Here is a 23,546-nt window from a genome sequence, read left to right as displayed (position 1 = left end):
GCATCGCCCACCGTGATGCCGCTGGATGGATCAGGCCGGTCTCCGGGCTCATGAGCGGCGCTTGGCCTGGCTGCGCGCCTTCCCGCTTGTTTCGAAGCAGTGGCTCAAGGCGCAGCTTTTACTCATTTACCGTTGCGGGGGCAGCGCCGGGATCGTGATCGTTCTTCGCTTGAAGACAACCCTCACCGGCTTCCCTGTTTCACTCTGTCGACCGCAGTCACAGAGCACCTGAAACAAGCCGCGAAGGTTAGAGGGTTGGGGGTGGAGCGTCAATTAAAGAGGGGGCCAGCGGGCGAATAACTGCCGCCGATCAATTATCTGGCGCCAATCTTGTGCCACACTGATACAAATGATATCAAAGAGCCATGCTTTTCTCGAAAAAGCCACCACAACAATAAGGATGATGACGATGCAAGGCATGATCATCAGCAACCCGCGCCTGGAATTCATGCGCCCGGTGCTTGAACGCTGGTTTGACTGTATCGACCGTTACAACGCCGTACGCGGCGACAGCGACACGCCTTACTGGCACGACGAGAAAGCCAATCTCGGCTTGCTGACCGCAGCAGCCTGGATGGCCGAATTGGTCACTCTCAACGACACTGCCACGCGCAAACAGAATGAAGAAGGCGAGCGCAATGCCCGCGCCGACCTGTTCCTCGCCGGCGCCGAAGATCGGGCGTATATCCAGGCCACGCAGCGCTGGCCACGGGTGAATAATCTCAACCTGACCCAAGCTTTGCTGGACATCACCAGCGACGCCAAACGCATCAGTTTCGCCAGCGATCTGAAACTCGGCTGCCTGTTTGTCGCGCCGCAAAAAGCCCAGCACAGCGCCAGCCCTGAAGAGCTGCAAGACATAGTCGACGACCTGCAAAAGGAGCACACCTGCGCGGTCGCCTGGTATTTCCCCTACGCCTACCGCAAGTTGCGCAGCGAGGCTGGCAACTATCATCCGGGCATCGCCGTGCTGTTCAAGGAAGCCCGCGGCTGAGCAGTTGAACCATCGGGCTTGCGCCCTCCTCTATGATTAGGAATGCATTCATAGGGAAGATCAGCAATGCGCAAGCCCCAGCTCGTTTTCGTCATCGCTTTCGCCGGAGGGCTCGCCGCCTGCGGTGAGAGCTCCAGCCTGCAAGTCTCCGACGGCACCGGCCCGTCACCGAAGCTGCCCGAACCGAACAAGACCCTGATCCCGACGGTGAACATCGCCCCGGCGATTGGCTGGCCCGAAGGTGCCAAACCGACGGCAGCGGCGGGTACGCAAGTCGCGGCCTTCGCAGAAGGTCTCGACCACCCGCGCTGGCTCTATGTGCTGCCCAATGGTGATGTACTGGTGGCGGAAACCAATGCTCCACCAAAACCCGACGACAGCAAAGGTATCAGGGGCTGGGTCATGAAGACCGTGATGGGCAAGGCTGGCGCCGGCGTGCCGAGCCCGAACCGCATCACCTTGCTGCGAGATGCCGACCACGATGGCGTGGCCGAAACCCGCACGGTGTTTCTGCAAAACCTCAACTCGCCTTTCGGCATGACGCTGGTCGGCAATGACTTGTACGTCGCCGACACCGATCGTCTGCTGCGCTTCCATTACGAACCCGGCGCGACCGAGATCAAGACGCAACCGATCAAGGTCGTCGATCTGCCCGGCGGTACGCTGAACCATCACTGGACCAAAAACGTTATCGCCCGCAAGGACGGCAGCAAGCTGTACGTGACAGTCGGCTCGAACAGCAACGTCGGCGAAAACGGTCTGGATAAAGAAGAAGGTCGTGCAGCGATTTGGGAAGTGGATCGGGCAACCGGCAATCACCGGATCTTTGCTTCCGGTATTCGCAACCCGAACGGCCTGGCGTGGGAGCCTGCCAGCGGTGCGTTGTGGACGGCGGTCAACGAGCGTGACGAGATCGGTAGCGACCTGGTGCCGGACTACATCACTTCGGTAAAGGACGGTGGTTTTTATGGCTGGCCGTTCAGTTATTACGGGCAGCACGTCGATGTGCGCGTCGAGCCGCAAAATCTCGACCTGGTGGCCAAGGCCATCGCTCCGGATTATGCCGTCGGCCCGCATACCGCTTCTCTCGGTCTGACGTTCGCCGAAGGCAACACCTTGCCGGCGCAGTTCAAGGAAGGCGCCTTTATCGGCCAGCACGGCTCATGGAATCGCAAACCGCACAGTGGCTACAAAGTGATCTTCGTGCCGTTTACCGGCGGCAAGCCGAGCGGCAAACCGGTGGATGTGCTGACCGGTTTCCTCGACAAGGACGAGAATGCTTTGGGTCGACCGGTGGGTGTGGTGATTGATCAGCAGGGTGGTCTGCTGGTGGCGGATGATGTCGGCAACAAGGTGTGGCGAGTGTCGGCCAGCAAATAATTTTCGCCATGCACAAGCAACTGTAGGAGTGAGCCTGCTCGCGATGGCGGTCGATCAATTCAACATTGATGTTGAATGTGGCACCGTCATCGCGAGCAGGCTCACTCCTACAGGGGATTGTGTGTGTGTGGCTGGATTACGGGTTATGCGCCAGATGCTCCGGCTGCAACACCCGCTTGGCGCTCAGATACGCCTTCTGCCAATACGCCTTCGACAGGCTGTCCAGCTTCACCGTGCCGCCCGTGGCCGGCGCATGCACAAAGCGCCCTTCTCCGACGTAGATCCCCGCATGACTGACCTGCGAGCCGCCATTGGTAGCGAAGAAGATCAGATCGCCAGTCTGCAAGCCTTCCTTGCCGACATTCGGCGCCTGCATGACGATCAGCTCACGCGTCGAACGCGGCAAAGAGATGCCCGCCGCATCACGGTAGACAAAACCGATCAGCCCGCTGCAATCAAACCCTGAATCCGGCGTGTTGCCGCCCCAGCGATAAGGCGTGCCCACCAACCCGAGCGCGCGAAACAGCACGTCCTCAGCAGCCGGCGAGAAAGCCTGGGAAGGGCCGAACACGACCGGCGCGCGAACCACCGGCGCAGGCGGCGGAGTACGGCTGGCGCAAGCGCTGAGCAGCGCTGCGAAGAACATCAATGCGAGGCGGGCCGACATGGTCATAAGCAGAACATCCTGATCTGGCTGCGGCTTTCTCTGCCGGATGGACAGAAAACAAAACCGCCTGCGGAGCACGCAGGCGGTTTGCCATCAAACTAGTTTCAGGATTCTAGCGGCTATACGACAAACTTCAAGTAAGACTTTAACTTCACCTTGTAAAGCATAGGTCTACTCCGTTGCCGGGAGCCTGATTGTCGCCGCGAATGCAGCGACATCGAGGGAATTACTTGCGAGCGGTGACCACGGTCGGGGCCATGGCGAGTGCACGCTTGGCTTCGATGAAGGTCTTGCTCCAGTAGCTGTCACCCAGGCTGTCGATGCGAACACCGCCGCTGCGACGACTGCTGGAATGAATGAACTGATTGTCGCCCAGGTAGATACCGGCGTGACTGACACGACCGCGACGACCGTTGGTGGCGAAGAACAGCAGGTCGCCCGGCTCGAGGTTGCTACGCGAAACCAGCGGCGCATCCACGTTGATCATTTCGCGAGTCGAGCGTGGCAGGTTCATGCCGGCTTCTTCGCGGAACAGATAACCGATGAAACCGCTGCAGTCGAAACCGGCTTCAGAGGTACCGCCGAAACGGTAACGGGTACCGATCAGGGACATGCCGCGTTCGAGGATGCTATCGGCCAGAACAGGAAGCTGATAAGGCTTGCTGCCGTTGAATTCGTTGAGTTCTTTTTCGGTGTCCAGCTCTTCCTGATAAATAACGGAAGACTGGGCCGTGGCGGAATTTTTAACCTGTTGAGACTGCTCTTGAACTGGAGAATGAGCAGCGCAACCAAACAACAGGGTGACGAGTGCGAGAGGCACGAGGGGTGCGAAGCGCTTTAGCATGGGCACGACCGTGGCTGATAGTTGTAAAGAAGCCGAGACTATGCCCGCTATCAGCCTCATTTGCAAATTCAATCGATCTTTTTGTGACTTCCCGGTTTCTCGTTTACATCTAAGCGCTTAAGCCCATTTGAGTCGATACGCGGCCTGCACAACCTGCAGGAAAGCGGATTTTCTGGCGCCTGAAATATGCCGAAATGCGCTGAAAGCCGCGCCGTTACCAGCCTAGCGTTTCCTTGAGGAAGGGAATGGTCAGCTTGCGCTGTGCCTGCAAAGACGCCTGATCGAGTTGTTCAAGCAGGTCGAACAACGCGCTCATGCTGCGAGTGCCGCGGGTCAAAATAAAATGCCCGACTTCATCGGTCAGGTGCAGACCGCGGCGCGATGCACGCAGTTGCAAGGCACGTAATTTGTCTTCATCGGAGAGTGGGCGCATCTGGAAAATCAGCGCCATGGTCAGGCGGGATTTCAAGTCGGCCAGTTTGACCGGCAGCTCACGCGGCGACGTGGCAGCGGCAATCAGCAGGCGCCGACCGCTGTCACGCAGACGGTTGAACAGATGAAACATCGCCTCTTCCCAGTCAGCCTTGCCAGCAATCACCTGCAAATCATCCAGGCAAACCAGTTCGTACTGTTCAAGGTTGTCGAGGATTTCAACACCGCGATCCATCAACTCGGCCAATGGCAGGTAAACCGCCGGCTCGCCCATCTGCTCGAAGCGCAAGCAAGCCGCCTGCAACAGATGCGTGCGCCCTACGCCGTGCTTGCCCCACAGGTAGATCAGGCTTTCGGTCCAGCCGGCGTCGGCTTCGCATAGGCGCTCGACATAGCCGAGTGCAGCGGCATTGGCGCCTGGGTAGTAGTTGATGAAGGTGGCGTCGTCACGCAGACGCACACCTAGGGGCAGCTGAATCGGTTTCATGCTGACTGAACAGTTCTCAAGGAACCGTTAGTGGCCTCTGTGTAAAGTTTGCGAAGTTTATACCCGTGAAGCTGAGCGCACAATGCGACAGAGTCCAAGCAAAATCAAAGGTTTGCGTTAACACACTGGTTTTATGACAGTTTCTTTGGCGCCCGCACCTGCAGGACACGGGCCAACCCGGCTTCCGCCGGGCTGTCCGCCCCGATTACAACTCCGGCTCGTCCACACCACTATAAATGTCGGAATCCTTGTACAAATCGTGAACGTGGCGCACCAGTACCATGATCACCGCAGCCACCGGCAACGCCAGCAACACACCGGTAAACCCGAACAGCTCACCACCCGCCAGAATCGCAAAGATCACCGCCACCGGATGCAGACCGATCCGGTCGCCCACCAGCAATGGCGTCAGCACCATGCCTTCCAAGGCCTGACCGACCATGAATACCGCGACGATCCCGAACATCGGATAAAGATCGCCACCGAACTGGAACAGACCGGCAATCAACGCCGCGCCAATGCCGATCACAAAGCCCATGTACGGCACGATCGCCGCCAGCCCCGCGATCAAGCCGATCAACAGACCGAGTTCGAGACCGACGATCATCAGGCCTGCTGCGTAGATCACCCCAAGTGCGACCATCACCAGCAACTGACCACGAACGAATGCACCCAGCACCTCATGGCATTCGCCGGCCAGCGATACGATGGTTGCCTCACGATCACGCGGCAGCAGGCTGCGGATCTTGGCCATCATCACGTCCCAGTCGCGCAGCAAGTAGAAACTCACCACCGGGATCAGCACCAGATTGGCCAGCCAGCCGATCAACGCCAGACTGGATGCCGTTGCTTGACTCAGCACCACGCTGACAATGTCGGTGGTCTGGCCCATGTGCTCACTGATTGCCGCTTTGACCTTGTCGAACTTCCAGAACCCGTCCGAAAGGCCCAGCTTCGCCTGTGCCCACGGCAACGCGGTGTGCTGCAGCCAGTCGAGCATTTGCGGTGCCAGTTCGTACAAACGCAGCAACTGTTTGGCGAGCATCGGCACCAGCACCAACAGCAGTGCCGTGACGATCAGGGTGAACAAGGCAAACACCGCGATCACGCCCCAGGTTCGCGACAGCCCGAGTTTTTCCAGACGATCAACCAGCGGATCGAACAGATAAGCCAGCAGCAGCGCCACCAGAAACGGCGTGAGGATCGGGTGCAGCAACCATACAAACGCGCAAAGCAGGACTACCCCACCGAGCCAGAACCAACGCCGCGTATCGGCCATGTACCACTCCTGTTGCTTCTATATAAGGAAAGACTTACCAGCGAAACCGCAACGACGGCGCCGCCGGTGTCGGGGCCGGAGCCGCGACCGGTGCTGCACCTGCAACAGCAGGCTGTGGCGCTGAAACCTGCGCCGCAGCTTCCGCCGGCAACTCCTGCAACTTGGCCAGCGACAACTGCGCGCGCATCTGATCGGCGCTGCCATTGACCCGATAAACGATGCGATCGCCATCAACACTTTGCAGACGCACGCCAAACGGCTCGAGTAACCGCAACAGTGCGGCGTAGTGTTCAAGATTCATGCCCTGCACTTCCAGGGTCTGCTGACCTGAAGCACCGGGCCTGGCAACAAAACGCGGGGCCAGCCGCTCGGCAACCGCGAGCATGACCGCATCAGCCACCGCCGCCTGATCCGCGCCCTGCACGCTGCCCGCTTCTTTCTGGTCGCCCAGCCACAAATGCCACTTGGCCTGCCACTGCCCGCCTTCTTCACGAGCGTGCACCGCGAGCAAGGCATCGGCGTTGTAACGCTCGGACGCGCCGCGCAATGGAGCTGGATCCGTACCCTCAAGCGCCGGCGCAGTGGCAACCAACTGCTCACTCAGGTCCGCCAGCGGCAAACGCAATGGCAATCCGCGATGTTGCGCAGCGCGACGCAAAGGCGCGGCAGCGGCTTGACCGTCGCCGACCAGACTCGATCCTTCAGCCGAATCATTCAGCCACCAACTCAGAATCGACGGCCGACTGGCACCCCACATCGACAACCCGGCACGACGCAACGCCTGCTCGGTCGACGACGGATCGAAATCGACCTTCAACACTTCCGGCGGCCCGGCATCAAAACCGAACTGGCTGATGATCTGCTGCGGATCCTTGCGAATCGCCGCCAGCCCCGGGTTTTGCGCAGCTTTCGGATCGCCGGTCAGACGCAACACCAGCGTGTCGAGCGCCGCCTGCGTGGCGCGATCACGCTCCTCCGGGGCCTGGCCGTTGACCGGCTCACGCACTTGATAGAGGCCTTTGAGATTTTCGGCGTGACTCGCCAGGCTGAGCAGAGACAAACAACCCACAAACAACAATTTACAAAAACGCATGGAGAATTCCCGTCGACAAGAGCGGCTGGAACAGGCCGCGTGAACCGGTTGAGCAAGGCTGTGACAATCTGCCAGCACCAAACATTCACCCGGCGACAATAAGTTTTTGCACAGTGATAACGATAGACGGTTAATTGCCACACCTTATACAGGCACCCGCAGGCCTTAATTGCAAAAAATTTCCCGAGATATGGCCCTGCCCGTCGGTGCGAGGATGGCCGCTGCCCCTCAAGCCTGATAAAATCGCGCGCCTTCGCAGACCGGCAACAGCCGAGACCCTCGAAACTCGCGTGAGGCATTCGCCCCCTCGATTTCGATGTTCCCGCTGAACTCGGTCGTTACCCCTGAATCCCCTCCCCTAAAGGCCTGGATCATGAGCAAGCAACCCTCCCTGAGCTACAAGGACGCCGGTGTAGACATCGACGCCGGTGAAGCATTGGTCGAACGCATCAAGAGCGTCGCCAAGCGCACTGCGCGCCCGGAAGTCATGGGCGGCCTGGGCGGTTTCGGCGCCCTCTGCGAAATCCCGGCCGGCTACAAGCAGCCAGTACTGGTTTCCGGCACCGATGGCGTCGGCACCAAGCTGCGTTTGGCGCTGAACCTGAACAAGCACGACAGCATCGGCATCGACCTGGTTGCCATGTGCGTGAACGACCTCGTCGTTTGCGGCGCTGAGCCACTGTTCTTCCTCGACTACTACGCCACCGGCAAGCTGAATGTCGAGACCGCGACTCAGGTCGTAACCGGCATCGGCGCTGGCTGCGAACTGTCGGGTTGCTCGCTGGTCGGCGGCGAAACCGCTGAAATGCCTGGCATGTACGAAGGCGAAGACTACGACCTGGCCGGTTTCTGCGTTGGCGTCGTGGAAAAAGCGGAAATCATCGACGGCTCGAAAGTCGCCACCGGTGACGCGCTGATCGCTCTGCCATCGTCCGGCCCGCACTCCAACGGCTACTCGCTGATCCGCAAGATCATCGAAGTGTCCGGCGCCGACATCGAAAACATCCAGCTCGACGGCAAACCGCTGACCGACCTGCTGATGGCCCCGACCCGCATCTACGTGAAGCCGCTGCTCAAGCTGATCAAAGACACCGGCGCGGTCAAAGCCATGGCCCACATCACCGGTGGTGGCCTGCTCGACAACATCCCGCGCGTTCTGCCAAAAGGCGCTCAGGCTGTTGTTGACGTAGCCAGCTGGACTCGCCCGGCCGTTTTCGACTGGCTGCAAGAGAAAGGCAACGTTGACGAAACCGAGATGCACCGCGTGCTGAACTGCGGCGTCGGCATGGTCATCTGCGTGGCTCAGGAACACGTTGAAGTGGCGCTGAACACCCTGCGTGACGCTGGCGAACAGCCGTGGGTCATCGGCCAGATCGCTGCTGCCACCGAAGGCGCTGCCCAGGTTGATCTGCAGAACCTTAAGGCTCATTAATGTCCGCAACCTGTGATGTCGTGGTGCTGTTGTCCGGCACCGGCAGTAACTTGCAGGCTCTGATCGACAGCACGCGGACCGGCGACAGCCCGGTCCGCGTCGCTGCAGTGATTTCCAATCGCGCCGACGCTTACGGCCTGCAACGCGCCAGTGACGCGGGTATCGCTACCCGCTCGCTGGATCACAAGGCATTTGAAGGCCGCGAGGCCTTCGATGCTGCTCTGATCGAACTGATCGACGAATTCCAACCCAAACTCGTGGTGCTGGCTGGTTTCATGCGCATTCTCAGCGCTGATTTCGTTCGCCATTACCAAGGGCGCCTGCTTAACATCCACCCGTCGCTGTTGCCCAAATACAAAGGGTTACACACTCATCAGCGCGCGTTGGAAGCCGGCGACACGGAGCATGGCTGCTCCGTGCACTTCGTCACCGAGGAACTCGACGGCGGACCACTGGTCGTACAGGCAGTATTACCGGTAGAGTTGCACGACACGCCGCAGAGTCTCGCGCAGCGAGTCCACGCTCAGGAACACGTGATCTATCCGATGGCGGTACGCTGGTTTGCCGAGGGCAGACTGACACTCGGTGAACACGGTGCTTTACTGGATGGCCAGTTACTCGCGGCCAGCGGCCACTTGATTCGACACTAGGAGATTTTATGCGTCGCGCCCTGCTCTTCGCTTGTGCTCTGCTCGCCCTGCCCTTCGCGCAGGCAGCGGACCTTCAACCGTTCTCCGCCAGCTACACCGCCGACTGGAAGCAGTTGCCCATGAGCGGCACTGCCGAGCGCAGCCTGGTCAAGGAAGCCAACGGCGTCTGGAAGCTCAGCTTCAAGGCCTCGATGATGATCGCCAGCCTGAGTGAAGAAAGCACCCTGACCCTGGACAAGGACACCTTGCTGCCGCAGTCCTACCACTTTGAACGTGGCGGTCTGGGCAAAGCGAAAAAGGCTGATCTGGACTTCGACTGGAACAGCAAAATGGTCACCGGCACCGACCGTGGCGACGCGGTGAAGATCCCGCTGAACCGTGGCATGGTCGACAAGTCCACCTATCAACTGGCACTGCAGCATGATGTCGCTGCCGGCAAGAAGACCATGAGCTATCAAGTGGTCGATGACGGCGAAGTCGATACCTATGACTTCCGTGTACTGGGTTCGGAAAAAGTCGAAACCAAGGCCGGCAAGATCGATGCAATCAAGGTCGAGCGCGTACGCGACCCGACACAAAGCAAGCGCATTACCGTCCTCTGGTTCGCCAAGGATTGGGATTACCTGCTGGTTCGTCTGCAACAGGTTGAAACCGACGGCAAGGAGTACAACATCATGCTCCAGGACGGCACGGTCAACGGCAAAACCGTTAAAGGCAGCTGAACCGCCGCTACATCAAAGAGCCTCGCGAAAGCGGGGCTTTTTTTCGCCTGCGCTTTAGCCCAATGTTTTGTGCAAATCTCGCCCCTCACCCCAGCCCTCTCCCGAGGGAGAGGGAGCTGACCGAGATGTCTGGCGCTATGCATCGACCTGAAAAATTGAGTCGATTATGGATTCACCAAAGCAAGATCAGGTCGGTGTAATTCGCCAATCTCCCACGGTCAGTCCCCTCTCCCCCTGGGAGAGGGCTAGGGTGAGGGGCTTTTGAAGGCAAAACTCAAACCGAAAACTTCGCCACCATGCTGTTCAAGTCCACCGCCAACCGCGACAGTTCCTGACTCGCCGCACTGGTCTGATTAGCTCCCGCCGACGTCTGCATCGCCAGATCGCGAATGTTCATCAGATTGCGATCCACTTCCCGCGCCACCGCTGCCTGCTCTTCCGATGCGCTGGCGATCACCAGATTGCGCTCGTTGATCAGAGTAAACGCCGAAGCAATCTCTTCAAGTGCAGTCCCGGCCGCCTTGGCCAACTCGAGCGTCGAACGCGCCCGCACATTGCTCTGCTGCATCGAGCTCACCGCCGAATCGGTGCCCTGCTGAATCCCGCCGATCATCTGCTCGATCTCTTGCGTCGACTGCTGCGTGCGATGCGCCAGCGCTCGCACCTCATCCGCTACCACCGCAAACCCGCGCCCGGCATCACCGGCCCGCGCCGCCTCAATGGCAGCGTTCAGCGCCAGCAGATTGGTCTGCTCGGCAATCGAGCGAATCACATCCAGCACCTTGCTGATGCCATGAACCTTCTGCGCCAGATCTTCCACTTGCGTGGCATTGGACGTGACATCGTCGGCCAGGAATTCGATTGACGTCACAGTCTGCTGAACCTGCTCGCGCCCATGCTGGGCAATGCGGTCAGACTCGCGCGACGCTTCAGAGGTTGCCACCGCATTGCTCGCCACCTCTTCAACGGCAGCGGTCATCTGATTCACCGCTGTGGCCGCCTGCTCGATTTCCAGGCTCTGCTGATGCAGCCCGCGAGTGGCGTCTTCAGTGACACAACTGAGCTCCTCGGAGGCCGACGCCAACTGGCTGGACGATTCAGAGATCTGGCGGATGGTGTCGCGCAGGTTGTGCTGCATGCTCTTGAGCGCCTGTAGCAGTCGCGCCGGCTCGTCCTTGCCGGAGATGCTGATATCGCCCGTCAGATCGCCACCGGCCACCACCTCAGCCACACCCAACGATTGCGCCAGCGGCAGCACGATGCTGCGCGTGAGCAACAGCGCCAGGCCAATGGTGATCAGCGCCGTGATGCCGATCATCACCCCGACCCACACCCGCGAATTGATAAACACCAGGCGCGCCGCTTCGGTGGCGAGATTGGCGTTGTGTTTATTCATCTCAACCAGCTCGCGCAGGATGACGGCGATTTCATCGGCCAGCGGACTCATCTGGCCATTGAGAATGCTCGCCGCCGCCTCCACCCGATTCTGCGCAGACAGCTGCATGACCTGCGCCTGAAGCTCCAGATACTGATGCTCGGCGACCTTGAAGCGATCGAACAGTTTGCGCTCTTCGGGCAACACGATCAGCACGTCATAGCGCTGCTGCGCCTCACTGAGCACACCACGCAACTCATTGAGCTTGGCAACGTTCTGTTCAAGGGCCTGCGGATCACGGTTGAGCAACAGACGCATGGTCAACGCGCGCAGGCGCAGCATGTCCTGGCTCATTTCACCGACCGCCATCACGCTCGGCAGCCAGTTGTTGTCGACCTCGTCGGACTGCGCGCGCATGTTCGACATTTGCAGTAAAGCGAACGCCCCCAAGGCAAACACCATCAGCGCCAACAAGCCAAAACCGAGGCCGGCGCGCGGGGCAATATTGAGACTACGGATGCTCATTGCTCTGGTTCCTTCCAAAAGCGCTGCATCAACCCTGCAGCTGGTTGCTTAAGAAGGTATCGGCCCGGCGAAAAATTGCGTAAGACGAAAAGGCGATATCAAAAGGCCTTGATCCTTCGAACCCACCACATTAACGATTCAGCGTGGTTTCTCGGACTTGACTACTGTTCGCGGCAAGATCGCCAGAAAGTTATCCCGCGCGACTTTACGCGCAGCGTCGTCAGGTAGCGCATCAAGGAACGGTTTGAAGCTGCGCATTTCCTGACCGAGCTTGTTGAAACGCCCTACCACGTCCGAGCCAAGCATGAAGCGCTGCGGGTATTTCTCGACCAGTGCCAGCCATTCCGGGCGCGGCTTGCCCTGCTCATCCAGCAGATACGGCGCGAGCATGCTCCACGACAAATCAATAAACAGATTGGGGTAAGCCTCGAGCATGCGCGTCAGGGTCGGCAGCAGGAACGGCAGCTGGGTCTGATGCCGATGGATTTCTGCGCTGGTGCCCGCGTGCGCCCAGATAAACCGCGTGTGCGGGTGATTGCGCAGCGGCTCCTCGACTTCCTGCAGGTACAAAGGATTTTTCTCACGCTTGGAGGTGATGTTGGAATGCAGCATCACCGGCAGATCGTTCTCGGCGGCCAGGTGATAGATCTTGGTCATCGCTTCGTTATTGGCGCGCGGCGTGTCGCCAGAGGTCAGCGCTGTCAGGTCGTCATGGCGGGTGAACACCTCACCAATGCCCTGCCACAACCCCGGATACAGATCGAGCATGCGCTGGATGTGTGCGGCGGAGTTCTTGTCGTTGGGGTTGAAGCCCGACAGGAAGGGATGAAAGTAAGGGCGTTTTTCGGCTGGCAGTTTCTGCACTGCATCGGCAACGATCACGTCGGTCGCGCTGTACCAATAGGCATCGGCATCATCGCCTGCGTAATAGCGCGGACGCTTGGGCTCGTCTTCGTGCCACTTCTTCGCCACCGGGATTCCGGAAATCATCACATGCTCGATGGAATTGTCCTGCATGGCCGTCAGCAATTTCGCCATGCCTGCAGTTTCCTGGAAAAAATCCACGTAATGCAGGTGCGCATCGCTGTAGGTGTATTCGCGGGCACTGACACTGCCGGCAAACAGCATGAGACAGGCAAGACTCAAACGATACAGGGACACAAGTAATCTCCGGCAAGTAGGCATAGCCTAGACCGCGCCCTGACAACAAGGGTTCATCCCCGCAGGAAAGTGGAACGCGTACCGGTGGGAATGCTCTATAACTGCAAGGTCTTGTTTGACTGAACGACTTTTCCTACTGCCAGTGAGGTTCCCATGACCGTTACCGTCAATACCGTCTCCGCTGAAGGTTTTCGTCACACCGTACAGATTGATGACCACGAATTATTTGCCGACGTGCCGAAATCCGCCGGCGGCGAAGGCTCCGCACCTGAGCCACACGACTACTTCGACGCCGCCCTTGGTGCCTGCAAAGCACTGACGTTGAAGATGTACGCGAAGAAGAAAGACATCCCGCTGACCGGCGTTGGTGTCGACGTCAAACGTGACAACAGCGAAGAACAAAAAGGCAAATACGTCCTGCACGTCACCCTCACCCTCAAAGGCGTGCTCACTGACGCTCAGCGCGAGGAGTTGCTGCGCGTCGCTGACCGTTGCCCGATTCACAAGCTGATGACCACCACTGACGTGACCATCGAAACCCATGCACCGCAGGGCTTCGACAGCCAGTAACCCTCCTCATGCCAGCGGCGGGTTATGCTTCTGGCATCAACCCGCTCAGCCTGGAATGCACCATGGACACGCAACCTCTGATCATCCGCCCACGCGCCGAAGACGTCGAAGGCCAGCCGATTCTGCGCCCCTTGCCGTCAGCCAAATGCCGCAGCGTTGGGCCGTTCGTGTTTTTTGATCACATGCTCGAGACGGTTTATCCGACAGGCAAAGGCATGAACATCCGACAGCATCCACACATCGGTCTGTCGACGCTGACATATCTGTTCCAAGGACAAATCCAGCACAAGGACAGCCTTGGCTCGGATCAAGTGGTCAGTGCCGGTGATGTCAGCTGGATGACCGCTGGCAGCGCGATTGCGCACGTTGAGCGCACGCCGGAACCGCTGTGGGATCAGAGTTTCACCATGCATGGCTTACAGATCTGGCTGGCCTCGCCCAAGGATCACGAGCAGGGTCCGGGACATTACAGCCATCACCCGGCGGCAACCTTACCGGTCAGCGATAACCTTGGCGTACAGATTCGCATGATTGCCGGGTCAGGCTTTTGCCTGGAATCGCCGGTGCCAGTACTTTCTCCTACGCTGTATGCAGAAGTGAAGATGCAAACGGCGACCACTTTGCTGATTCCGACCGAGCATGAAGAGCGGGCGGTGTATGTGTTGAGTGGGGATGCGCAGTTGAATGGTGAAGCGATTGAGCCGCACGCGCTGGTGGTGTTGCCGGCCGGGGAAGAGATGAGTCTGTTTGCCGAAAGTGATGTGCACGCGGTGGTGTTCGGCGGCGCGCCGCTGGACGGGCCTCGGCGGATCAACTGGAATTTTGTCGCGAGCGATCCGGCGGCGATCGATGAAGCGCGGCGCAAGTGGGCGGCCGGGGATTGGCCGACGGTGCCGGGGGAAATTGAGCGGATTGAATTACCCTGAGATTTATATCACCTGGAAAATTGCTATCGCGAGCAGGCTCACTCCTACAGGGGAACGCATTCCAAATGTAGGAGTGAGCCTGCTCGCGATGAGGCCCTATCAGCCACCACAGAATGGGTGCCTGACAACTGAATCAGCCCTTGAACACTTCATCCAGCAAATCATGCATCGACTTGAACGCGCGCTTGGCGGTCTTCGCGTCGTACATCATCTTGCCCGGCACATTCGCATGCGGATCGGTAAACGAGTGCACCGCACCGCCATAGCTCAACAGCTGCCAATCCACGTTCGCCGCATTCATCTCGTCTTCAAACGCCGGCAATTGCTCCTTCGGCACCAATGGATCAGAAGCACCGTGCAGCACCAGCACCGAGCCCTTGATGTTTTGCGCATCAGCCGGATTCGGCGAATCCAGCGTGCCATGGAACGACACCGCCGCTTTCACCGGCGCGCCAGTGCGGGCCAGATCCAGCGCACAGCAACCGCCAAAGCAGAAACCGAACACCGCCAGCTTCGAAGTATCGACCGCCGCCTCGCCCTGCTTCTGCAATTGCTCGAACGCCGCCTGCATACGCGTGCGCAGCAACGCACGATCATCCTTCAACGGCATCATCGCCGCGCCAGCCTGATCGGCGTTTTGCGGACGCACAGCTTGACCGTAAACGTCAGCGATCAACACCACGTAGCCCTTGGCCGCCACCGATTTGGCGATCTCTTCGGCACCGGCGCTGACGCCCATCCAGTTCGGCGCCATCAACAAACCCGGAAGCGCGCCCTTGTGCTCGGCGTCGAACGCCAGACGACCTTCATAAGGCTGGCCGTCGATCTGATAGACCACGGAACGTACAGTGATTTGGCTCATTTCTGACTCCTGATTGGTTAAACACCAGAATGAAAAAACCCGCCGAAGCGGGTTTTTCTACGACTTGGTTAAACCGACAGTTCAACCAGCAGCTTGTTCAGACGGCGCACATACGCGGCCGGATCCTTCAGGCTGTCGCCAGCAGCCAGGGCTGCCTGATCGAAGAGGATGTGCGACAGGTCGCCAAAACGCTCTTCGCTCTGCTCGCCATCGAGTTTCTCGATCAGCGGGTGGCTTGGGTTGAATTCGAAAATCGGTTTCGAATCCGGCACTTTCTGACCGCTGGCTTCGAGGATCTGACGCATTTGCAGACCCAGATCCTGCTCGCCGATGGCCAGAATGGCCGGCGAATCGGTCAGACGATGGGATACGCGGACTTCAGCCACGGAATCACCCAGCGCGGTTTTCAGACGCTCAACCAGACCTTCTTTGGACTTGGCGACTTCTTCTGCGGCTTTCTTGTCCTCTTCCGAGTCCAGGTTGCCCAGATCGAGATCACCACGTGCCACGTCGACAAAGGTCTTGCTGTCGAACTCGCTGAGGTAGCTCATCAGCCACTCGTCGATGCGATCAGTCAGCAGCAACACTTCGATGCCTTTCTTGCGGAAGACTTCCAGGTGCGGGCTGTTCTTGACCTGCGCGTAGGTTTCGCCGGTGAGGTAGTAGATCTTGTCCTGACCTTCCTTGGCGCGGGCCAGGTAGTCAGCCAGACCAACGATCTGCTCGCCGTCATCGCCGTTGGTCGATGCGAAACGCAGCAGACCGGCAATTTTTTCTTTGTTGGCGAAGTCTTCAGCCGGGCCTTCTTTCATGACCTGACCGAAATTCTTCCAGAAGCCTTTGTATTGCTCAGGCTCGTTTTTCGCCAGTTTTTCCAGCATGTCGAGCACGCGCTTGGTCAGCGCGGTTTTCATCGAATCGATGATCGGGTCTTTCTGCAGAATTTCCCGCGACACGTTCAGCGACAGGTCGTTGGAATCGACCACGCCCTTGATGAAGCGCAGGTACAGCGGCAGGAAGGACTCGGCCTGATCCATCACAAACACGCGCTGCACGTACAGCTTCAGGCCTTTCGGCGCTTCACGCTGGTACAGGTCGAACGGTGCGCGGGCCGGCACGTACAGCAGCGAGCTGTATTCGAGCTTGCCTTCGACTTTGTTGTGGCTCCAGGCCAGCGGGTTCTCAAAGTCGTGAGCGATATGCTTGTAGAACTCCTGGTATTCCTCGTCCTTCACTTCAGTGCGCGGACGGGTCCACAGGGCGCTGGCGCGGTTGACGGTTTCCCATTCAACGGCTGGAGCTTCTTCGCCTTCGGCAGCAGCCGCTTCTTTCGGCAACTCGATCGGCAGCGCGATGTGGTCGGAGTACTTCTTGATGATGTTGCGCAGGCGCCAGCCATCGGCGAATTCGTCTTCAGCGGCTTTCAGGTGCAGGACGATGCGGGTGCCGCGCTCTGGCTTGTCGATGGTGGCGACTTCGAACTCGCCCTCGCCTTTCGACGACCAGTGCACGCCTTCGCTGGCTGGAGTGCCGGCGCGACGGCTGTACACGTCAACCTGGTCGGCCACGATGAACGCCGAGTAGAAACCTACGCCGAACTGGCCGATCAAGTGCGAATCTTTCTTCTGATCGCCCGAGAGGTTTTTCATGAAATCGGCGGTGCCCGATTTGGCGATGGTACCCAGGTGGGTGATCACATCGTCACGGTTCATGCCGATACCGTTGTCTTCGAGGGTGACGGTCTTGGCGTCTTTGTCGAAGCTCACACGGATTTTCAGGTCAGCGCCACCTTCGAGCAACTCTGGCTTGGCCAGGGCTTCGAAGCGCAGCTTGTCGACAGCGTCAGAGGCGTTCGAGATCAATTCGCGAAGGAAAATTTCCTTGTTGGAATACAGCGAATGGATCATGAGGTGCAGCAGCTGCTTTACCTCGGTCTGGAAGCCCAGGGTTTCCTTTTGAGTTTCCACACTCATGGTCATCAAACTCCAATCAGATGGCAGTGGCCGCGACCCGAAATGGTCGGCGGCGGGTTGTCTTGTGAGTTTGGGGCGCTGTTCAGGATTTCAAGGGCTCATCGATTTTGAAATGCGCACGCGCGGTGGCAATCGGTTCGCTTTCGGTGCTTTGCCAGGCCGTGATGGCGACGTTGGCAACGCGGCGCCCCTGCCGGCAGACCTGACATCTGGCCCAGGTATCGCGGAACTGGCCGGCGCGCAGGTAATCGAGGGAAAAGTCGATAATCTTCGGCACACCCGGCGTTTCGGTAAAAATCAGCAAATGAAGTGCCGCCGCCAGCTCCATGAATCCGGCGATCACCCCGCCATGAATTGCCGGCAATAAAGGGTTACCAATGTTGTCTTTGTTCGCTGGCAGCTTGAACAGCAAGTCATCACCGACGCGCGAGCATTCGATGCCGATCAAACCGGCGTAAGGGATCAATTGCAACAACGGCGCGTAGTCACCCTGCTGGTGGGCCTGCTGCAGTTGCTGCTTGAGGTCATCGCTCATTGACCCGCTCCCTTGATCGCGCCGCCGAAGCCTTTGGTGCCTTTAAGGCCTTTACCCATACGCATGAAGGTACCGACGACATGGGCGATGGGCTGTTCGGGATCGTCCTGATAGGCGAAACCGCGCGCGAAGATCACATCAGTGGTCACCCGATAGCACTGAGCGAAGCCATAGACATCTTTGTTCGGTTCAGCGGCATGCATATAGTCGATGCGTAGATCGAGGGTCGGGCAGACCTCGAATTCCGGCAACACGCACAGGGTCGACATCCCGCAGGCGGTGTCCATCAATGAAGTAATCGCCCCGCCATGAATGACTCCGGTCTGTGGGTTGCCGACGATTTTTTCGCTGTACGGCAAGATCACCGTTAGCCCTTCGGCAGAGGCGCTGTGCACCTCTAAGCCGAGCACCTGACAATGACGCAGTGCCGATAAAAATCGCGTCGCACGCTCAAAAACGGGGTTTTCAGACATTTGATAATTACTCTCATTAGAGCCAATTGCCAGTAGTAAGCAATACAGCAAAAGTTCCCTGTAAAAACAAACTTATATATCTGAAAGAAATGAGGAACTTAACCCTCAGCGCCAAGCTCTTAAGGCCAGTAGTTATTTTCCATAAGGAGAAACACCCCATGCGTAAGACTTTAGCTATTGCCTTGATGTTGACCGCTTCCCTCGGTCTCGCTGCCTGCGATAAAAAATCCGAGGACAAAGCTCAAGATGCCAACCAACATGCTGAACAAGCTCAGCAGGACATGAACAAAGCTCAGGATAAAGTGAACGACGCTGCGAAAGAAAACGCCGAAGCTGCCAAAGCTCAGGCTGAATCGAACGCTGCTGCGCAAGACGAAGCTGCCAAGAAGCAATAACTCGCTTTTTGCTGCAGAAAAAAGAAAACCCGCCTAGTGCGGGTTTTCTTTTGCCTGTGATTTATTGCCAGGTCAGCGTTACCCGCCACTAGTTGGCGGCGGCTGAAAGGCACAGTCCCCAGGATACCCCGGTCGTCCATCACACACTTTCAAACAACCCATGTCGTTATTGAACTTGGCACTGACGGAGAGTGCATAACCGTACTGCGGCGTTGTCACGTTCAAAGAAGTTGCACAGGACGTCTTGTCGTCAAAGCGAAACGTGATCGTTTCATGCCGCTTGCGACGCTCAAACAACAACGCGAAGGTATGGCCACTGTCCCACATTGATTTCGTCGGCACGACAAAACGATAGCGTTGTTCATTCAGACGCTGGCCGAATACCTTGAAATCGCTGCGGCCATTTTCGATCTCGGCTTTCGGGTAGGGAATGGGCAGGATGTAGGGCAGCCCGGTCAGACCCTGTTTGACGTTCAGGCCTTTCTGAAAATAAGGCACTTCGATGTACGGGATACCGCCGTAAGTGATGCGCTCATCGCCGTGAAATTTATTCTGCGATGGCTGGTAATCCGGGGCCAGCGCGAACTCGACGTCAAACGTCAGCAGCGCCTTGCTGGCATCCAGATTCTCCGAGAGAAACTCTCTGTCGGTTGCGCCATTGTTACTCACGCAACCTCCCAGAGATGCCGCCATTGCCATCAACAACAAGAGTCCGTGACCCGACCGTGAATTGTTCATCAGGCTCAGCGCTCGGAAAGGGGTAATGCGGGACCGAGGCCGCGGCCAATCAGTTCCCACGTGTCGTTTTTGGCCTGCCAATGGAAGCGCTGTGCAAACCAGGCAATCTGCATGTCCCGAGCCTGTCGGTGATTATTAACGTGGGGCACGCCATCCTTGATCGCCTGGGCCGCTTGCGCGTAAGCGCTTTTGAAGATGTCGGCCAATTCACCGACATTGGCGTCGGCCGGCAATTTGTAAGCGGCTACCAGGCCGTCCTCGCGCCCGGCCACCAGTATTTCCTTGAAGCGCAGATACGCGGCCACTTTATTGTCGGGAGACACCGACATCAGCGTCCCGACAACCCGGTAACCGCTGCCTTTGACGGCGGTGTCGAACCACAGCACCTCACCGGTTCGAGTATCCAGCGCAAGACCGGATTCGGCGAACAGCAACAGGTCCTCACGGCCGGGCTGCGGCATGCCCCAGTCGGGAAAATTTTCATCCTGGAGCGGGCTGAGGAGGCGTGACAGCGGCGTGCCGTTTTGCACACTGATTAGCAGTGTGCCGACGCTGTCGGCGCGTGAAGTGATCGCCAGAAGCATCGGCTGGCCTTCGTGTTGCGCCTTGATCGGCCGCACACCCTTGACGACGTTCACGCCGAAAGGCCAGTACTCCTGCGAGCGAAACATGATGGTGTAGTGCGGCCCCGGACCATACAGACTGTTTTGCGTCGGACGAATGAGGAAATCGCCCAGGCGCTTTGCCCCGGGCACCTCTGGCTGGGCGGATGGCGCGGCCTGCGCTAGCGCAGTCCCCAGCATTAGCGCCCCTGTCCAGCGGCCGAATCGGCGCAAGGGTGATTTACGCGGTTGAAATCCGTTCAAGAACTGCCTTCCATGAAAAACCGACGCCGGCTCGGCTGATGCCCAATAGTCTGCCTGGCCGGCAGATCTTCGTTCAGAGCAATACCGTTCTGAACGTCGGACTGACCATCAGCAACAACGAACACACCAGACCGACCAGCCACACCAGACTGCGCAGTTTGGGCAGGTCGGCCAGGTAGAGCCACAAGTAGATGATTCGCGCGATGACAAAAATGATCGCCAGCGCATCAATCAGCCATCCCGCCGTCTGCGTGGTGTGCGCCATCAACACACCGACCGCAAACAACATGAACGCTTCGATCGTATTCTGATGCGCCGCCAGCGCCCGCGCGCCGTAACCGGTCAGTTGCGCCTGTTGCTGACGTGGCAGGTGATTGTTGTAACCACCCTGCTCTTTCATGGCCTTGCCCACCGGCATGCGCGCGATGTAGATCAACAGCGCTGTGATAAAAACACACCAGAACGGAATACTCATCAAGCGACCTCCTTGGTTGTCTCGGGAATGGGTGCTTCTGTAGGGGTATAGACCATGACATCGAGAACGTCGGAATGAAACTCGCGACGGTACAGGACCAGTACCACACCGGCGCTCATCAACATGAACAGCCACGGACTGACGAACCACGCCAGCATGGTCATGCCGAAGTAGTAGGAGCGCAGGCCGAAGTTGAACTGGTTGGCCGCCATCGAAATCACTCGCGCCGCCCGCGCCGCGAACGCTTTGCGTTCCTGCTCGGACACATGCCGCTCACCGATCATCGGCGCCGAGCCGACCAGCACTGCCGCAAAATTGTACTGACGCATGCACCAACTGAACGTGAAGAAGGCGTAGACAAACACCATCGCCAGACACAGCAGCTTGATCTCCGACATGCCTTGCGATGCCTGCTGCACCATCGGGATGTCCGCGAGCAATGACACCGCGCGCTCCGACGCGCCAAGCACGGTGAGAATGCCGGCGAGGATGATCAGTGTGCTGGAGGCGAAGAACGAGGCGTTACGCTCCAGATTGCCGATTACGCTGGCGTCGGCGATGCGGTTGTCACGCAGCAGCATGCGGCGCATCCAGTCTTCGCGGTACAGGTGCAACACGCTGGCCAGGCACGCGGTGTCGCGCCCCTTCCACGAAGCATAACGGGTATAACCGCCCCAGCAGATGACAAACCAGCACGCGGCGAGCAGGTGAATCAGATTGGCTTGGATGAACGACATGCAATTCCCTGTGAATATAGATGCTGTACCTGTAGGCCTTCGCCTGCTCGCGATAACGGTGTGTCAGTCACCATTGAAGTTGCCTGACACACCGCTATCGCGAGCAGGCGAAGGCCTACTTGAAAGCGATGCAGTGCTTCGACGTTAGCGTAAGGAAAAAGACACTGCCTGACGCCCATAAAAAATGCCCCGTATCGATTGATACGGGGCATTTCTGTTCAAGCGCTGAAGACCCGCTTGTGGCGGGTCAGCCAACGTCAGGCAACCACTTCGCTGCGCTTGCCCAGCAGGCGATCGCAGACCACTGCAACTACCAGAGTCATCACACACGGCACCAGCCACGCCAGGCCCTGCTCGCTCAGCGGCAAGTGCGACAGCTGCGTTGGCATCCAGTCGGCCAGACCAGCACCTTTCAGCGCGTCGATGCTGCCGAAGACGAACGACACCAGCATCACCGGGCCAAGAATGCGGCCATGTTCATGCCAGAAGTCTTTGCAGAAGCTCAGCGCGACCAGAACGATGCATGGCGGGTAGATCGCGGTCAGCACAGGGATCGAGAAAGCGATCAGCTTGGTCAGGCCCAGGTTCGACACCAGCAGCGAGAATGCTGCGAGGATGATCACCAATGTCTTGTAGGACAGTGGCAGTACACGACTGAAATATTCAGCACAAGCACAGGTCAGACCCACCGCCGTTACCAGACACGCCAGCGAGATCAGCACCGCAAGGAAACCGCTGCCCAGCGAACCGAAGGTGTGCTGAACGTAAGCATGCAGTACCGCTGCGCCGTTGGTTGCGCCGACCGCGACTTCATGGCTGCCGGAACCGAGGCGGAACAGGCTGACATACACCAGCGCCAGACCGACACCGGCGATCAAACCAGCGATGATCGCGTAACGGGTGATCAACTTCGGCGACTCGACCCCGCGCGAGCGGATCGCGTTGACGATGACGATACCGAACACCAGTGCGCCCAAGGTATCCATGGTCAGGTAACCATTGATGAAACCCTGGGAAAACGGCGCCGCGACGTATTCCGGCGTGCCGTGGCCAATGTCACCGGCCGGCAAGGCGAACGCGGCAATGCCGAGCACTGCCAGCGCGATGATCTTCAGCGGCGCGAGGAAACGGCCGACAGTGTCCAGCAAACGCCCAGGGTAGAGCGAGATGAAGAACACCAGCAGGAAGTACACAGAGCTGTAGAGGAACAAAGCCAGCGGGCTCTCGCCGGTCAGCGGCGCCAGGCCTACTTCGAAGGATACGGTCGCGGTACGCGGGGTGGCGAACAACGGGCCGACGGCCAGGTAGCACGCAGCCGCGAGAATGCCGCCGGCAACTTTGCCGATCGGGCTGCTCAGCGCGTCCATCGCCCCACCGACCTTGGCCAGTGCGACGACGGTGATCACCGGCAGACCGACGGCGGTGATCAGGAACCCCAGCGCGGCCATCCAGACGTGAGGGCCGGCCTGCAAGCCAACGATAGGCGGGAAGATGATGTTGCCGGCCCCAACGAACAGGGCAAATGTCATAAAGCCAAGTGCCAGGATGTCCTGACCTTTCAAAACTTTCATTAAGGTAATACCACACTACTGAAATCGGAATTTAGAGGGGGATTGCCCTGTGTAATTAGGGAAATGCTGTCGATCCGTATGGGACTGACCCTTAAAGCGCGTTGCATGCCTTGTGGGCGGCAGACGCAAAAATGGCTGCTAGCCTAACGAATTTGTCTTGCAAACGCACTGTTAGAGGGCGAACTATCCGATACGCGACGTCTTCGTGTCGCGTTTACGTATCTATTTTTCGTTGGCAGGGCAAAGATCAAAAGATCGCAGCCTGCGGCAGCTCCTACATGAGGATGGAAGTATTCCCATGTAGGAGCTGCCGAAGGCTCGGGCCGCGATCGGACGATCTTTTGATCTTCCAAATTGCAGAAACGACAAAGGCCACCCGAAGGT

24 protein-coding genes and 1 riboswitch are annotated in these 23,546 nt (G+C 58.5%); of the genes, 8 read left to right on the top strand and 16 right to left on the bottom strand.

Annotation, left to right across the window (positions count from 1 at the left end):
* Window positions 1–15 precede the first annotated feature (15 nt).
* Window positions 16–247: riboswitch (cobalamin riboswitch) on the bottom strand.
* Window positions 248–409: 162 nt separating this feature from the next.
* Window positions 410–994 (top strand): hypothetical protein, encoded by a 585-nt coding sequence (locus tag CQ009_RS27510; protein WP_105709289.1) that lies wholly within the window; start codon window positions 410–412, stop codon window positions 992–994.
* A 66-nt stretch (window positions 995–1,060) separates the two neighbouring features.
* Complete coding sequence (locus CQ009_RS27505; RefSeq protein ID WP_105709288.1) at window positions 1,061–2,374, top strand: sorbosone dehydrogenase family protein; 1,314 nt, start codon at window positions 1,061–1,063, stop codon at window positions 2,372–2,374.
* Window positions 2,375–2,510: 136 nt separating this feature from the next.
* On the opposite strand, the gene CQ009_RS27500 is transcribed toward CQ009_RS27505, so the two are convergent.
* The 5 genes from CQ009_RS27500 to CQ009_RS27480 form a co-directional block, all read right to left on the bottom strand.
* Window positions 2,511–3,047, bottom strand: coding sequence for a C40 family peptidase (locus CQ009_RS27500; RefSeq protein WP_064390941.1), 537 nt, complete (start codon window positions 3,045–3,047; stop codon window positions 2,511–2,513).
* A 220-nt stretch (window positions 3,048–3,267) separates the two neighbouring features.
* Window positions 3,268–3,885, bottom strand: coding sequence for a C40 family peptidase (locus CQ009_RS27495; RefSeq protein ID WP_064390942.1), 618 nt, complete (start codon window positions 3,883–3,885; stop codon window positions 3,268–3,270).
* 214 nt (window positions 3,886–4,099) lie between these two features.
* Complete coding sequence (gene hda, locus CQ009_RS27490) at window positions 4,100–4,804, bottom strand: DnaA regulatory inactivator Hda (protein WP_064390943.1); 705 nt, start codon at window positions 4,802–4,804, stop codon at window positions 4,100–4,102.
* 205 nt (window positions 4,805–5,009) lie between these two features.
* Window positions 5,010–6,083, bottom strand: coding sequence for an AI-2E family transporter (locus tag CQ009_RS27485; protein ID WP_105709287.1), 1,074 nt, complete (start codon window positions 6,081–6,083; stop codon window positions 5,010–5,012).
* A 34-nt stretch (window positions 6,084–6,117) separates the two neighbouring features.
* The gene (locus CQ009_RS27480) at window positions 6,118–7,176 is read right to left on the bottom strand and encodes a DUF2066 domain-containing protein (RefSeq protein ID WP_064390945.1); all 1,059 of its coding nucleotides are present in this window, start codon (window positions 7,174–7,176) and stop codon (window positions 6,118–6,120) included.
* Between the two features lie 373 nt (window positions 7,177–7,549).
* Between CQ009_RS27480 and purM the strand changes: the two genes are divergently transcribed.
* The 3 genes from purM to CQ009_RS27465 are packed head-to-tail and all read left to right on the top strand — an operon-like array spanning window position 7,550 to window position 9,980.
* Complete coding sequence (gene purM, locus CQ009_RS27475; RefSeq protein ID WP_105709286.1) at window positions 7,550–8,608, top strand: phosphoribosylformylglycinamidine cyclo-ligase; 1,059 nt, start codon at window positions 7,550–7,552, stop codon at window positions 8,606–8,608.
* Window positions 8,608–9,258, top strand: a complete 651-nt coding sequence (purN, locus tag CQ009_RS27470) for a phosphoribosylglycinamide formyltransferase (protein ID WP_105709285.1) — start codon at window positions 8,608–8,610, stop codon at window positions 9,256–9,258. The genes purM and purN overlap by 1 nt, the downstream gene beginning before the upstream one ends.
* Before the next feature lie 8 nt (window positions 9,259–9,266).
* Window positions 9,267–9,980 carry a DUF3108 domain-containing protein gene (locus tag CQ009_RS27465; RefSeq protein ID WP_105709284.1) on the top strand — a complete coding sequence of 238 codons (714 nt, stop codon included), beginning with the start codon at window positions 9,267–9,269 and terminating at the stop codon, window positions 9,978–9,980.
* Between the two features lie 274 nt (window positions 9,981–10,254).
* Here the strand turns inward: CQ009_RS27465 and CQ009_RS27460 are convergent, their stop codons facing one another.
* Window positions 10,255–11,880, bottom strand: coding sequence for a methyl-accepting chemotaxis protein (locus CQ009_RS27460; protein ID WP_064390948.1), 1,626 nt, complete (start codon window positions 11,878–11,880; stop codon window positions 10,255–10,257).
* Between the two features lie 138 nt (window positions 11,881–12,018).
* Complete coding sequence (locus tag CQ009_RS27455) at window positions 12,019–13,065, bottom strand: amidohydrolase family protein (RefSeq protein WP_105709283.1); 1,047 nt, start codon at window positions 13,063–13,065, stop codon at window positions 12,019–12,021.
* 129 nt (window positions 13,066–13,194) lie between these two features.
* On the opposite strand from CQ009_RS27455, the gene CQ009_RS27450 reads away from it, so the two are divergent.
* The gene (locus CQ009_RS27450; protein ID WP_016986397.1) at window positions 13,195–13,611 is read left to right on the top strand and encodes an OsmC family protein; all 417 of its coding nucleotides are present in this window, start codon (window positions 13,195–13,197) and stop codon (window positions 13,609–13,611) included.
* A 62-nt stretch (window positions 13,612–13,673) separates the two neighbouring features.
* On the top strand, window positions 13,674–14,537 hold the full coding sequence (locus CQ009_RS27445) for a pirin family protein (protein ID WP_105709282.1): 864 nt from the start codon (window positions 13,674–13,676) through the stop codon (window positions 14,535–14,537).
* Between the two features lie 133 nt (window positions 14,538–14,670).
* Here the strand turns inward: CQ009_RS27445 and CQ009_RS27440 are convergent, their stop codons facing one another.
* The 4 genes from CQ009_RS27440 to CQ009_RS27425 form a co-directional block, all read right to left on the bottom strand.
* Window positions 14,671–15,399 carry a dienelactone hydrolase family protein gene (locus tag CQ009_RS27440; protein WP_105709281.1) on the bottom strand — a complete coding sequence of 243 codons (729 nt, stop codon included), beginning with the start codon at window positions 15,397–15,399 and terminating at the stop codon, window positions 14,671–14,673.
* A gap of 68 nt (window positions 15,400–15,467) precedes the next feature.
* Entirely contained in the window at window positions 15,468–17,372 is a 1,905-nt protein-coding gene (gene htpG, locus CQ009_RS27435) for a molecular chaperone HtpG (RefSeq protein ID WP_105709311.1), read from the bottom strand.
* Between the two features lie 82 nt (window positions 17,373–17,454).
* A complete protein-coding gene (locus tag CQ009_RS27430) occupies window positions 17,455–17,907 on the bottom strand; it encodes a PaaI family thioesterase (RefSeq protein ID WP_105709280.1) in 453 nt (150 codons plus the stop codon).
* Complete coding sequence (locus CQ009_RS27425; protein ID WP_105709279.1) at window positions 17,904–18,380, bottom strand: PaaI family thioesterase; 477 nt, start codon at window positions 18,378–18,380, stop codon at window positions 17,904–17,906. Before CQ009_RS27425 ends, CQ009_RS27430 begins: the two co-directional genes overlap by 4 nt.
* Window positions 18,381–18,538: 158 nt before the next feature.
* On the opposite strand from CQ009_RS27425, the gene CQ009_RS27420 reads away from it, so the two are divergent.
* Window positions 18,539–18,775: a hypothetical protein gene (locus tag CQ009_RS27420; protein WP_008082962.1), complete on the top strand. Its 237-nt coding sequence runs from the start codon at window positions 18,539–18,541 to the stop codon at window positions 18,773–18,775.
* Window positions 18,776–18,853: 78 nt separating this feature from the next.
* Here the strand turns inward: CQ009_RS27420 and CQ009_RS27415 are convergent, their stop codons facing one another.
* The 5 genes from CQ009_RS27415 to brnQ all read right to left on the bottom strand — a co-directional run bounded on the left by CQ009_RS27415 (window position 18,854) and on the right by brnQ (window position 23,162).
* On the bottom strand, window positions 18,854–19,444 hold the full coding sequence (locus tag CQ009_RS27415) for a hypothetical protein (RefSeq protein ID WP_256585510.1): 591 nt from the start codon (window positions 19,442–19,444) through the stop codon (window positions 18,854–18,856).
* A 74-nt stretch (window positions 19,445–19,518) separates the two neighbouring features.
* Window positions 19,519–20,379, bottom strand: coding sequence for a hypothetical protein (locus CQ009_RS27410; RefSeq protein WP_256585509.1), 861 nt, complete (start codon window positions 20,377–20,379; stop codon window positions 19,519–19,521).
* A 73-nt stretch (window positions 20,380–20,452) separates the two neighbouring features.
* Window positions 20,453–20,854, bottom strand: coding sequence for an MAPEG family protein (locus tag CQ009_RS27405; protein ID WP_105709276.1), 402 nt, complete (start codon window positions 20,852–20,854; stop codon window positions 20,453–20,455).
* The gene (locus CQ009_RS27400) at window positions 20,854–21,591 is read right to left on the bottom strand and encodes a DUF599 domain-containing protein (RefSeq protein WP_064390957.1); all 738 of its coding nucleotides are present in this window, start codon (window positions 21,589–21,591) and stop codon (window positions 20,854–20,856) included. Before CQ009_RS27400 ends, CQ009_RS27405 begins: the two co-directional genes overlap by 1 nt.
* Before the next feature lie 257 nt (window positions 21,592–21,848).
* Window positions 21,849–23,162 (bottom strand): branched-chain amino acid transport system II carrier protein, encoded by a 1,314-nt coding sequence (gene brnQ / locus CQ009_RS27395; RefSeq protein WP_064390958.1) that lies wholly within the window; start codon window positions 23,160–23,162, stop codon window positions 21,849–21,851.
* Window positions 23,163–23,546: the final 384 nt, after the last annotated feature.

Source organism: Pseudomonas sp. MYb2 (assembly GCF_002979955.1).
In the GTDB taxonomy this organism is placed as follows: domain Bacteria; phylum Pseudomonadota; class Gammaproteobacteria; order Pseudomonadales; family Pseudomonadaceae; genus Aquipseudomonas.
Note: the sequence above shows the minus strand (reverse complement) of the source record. Positions and strands in the feature narration are given on the sequence as shown.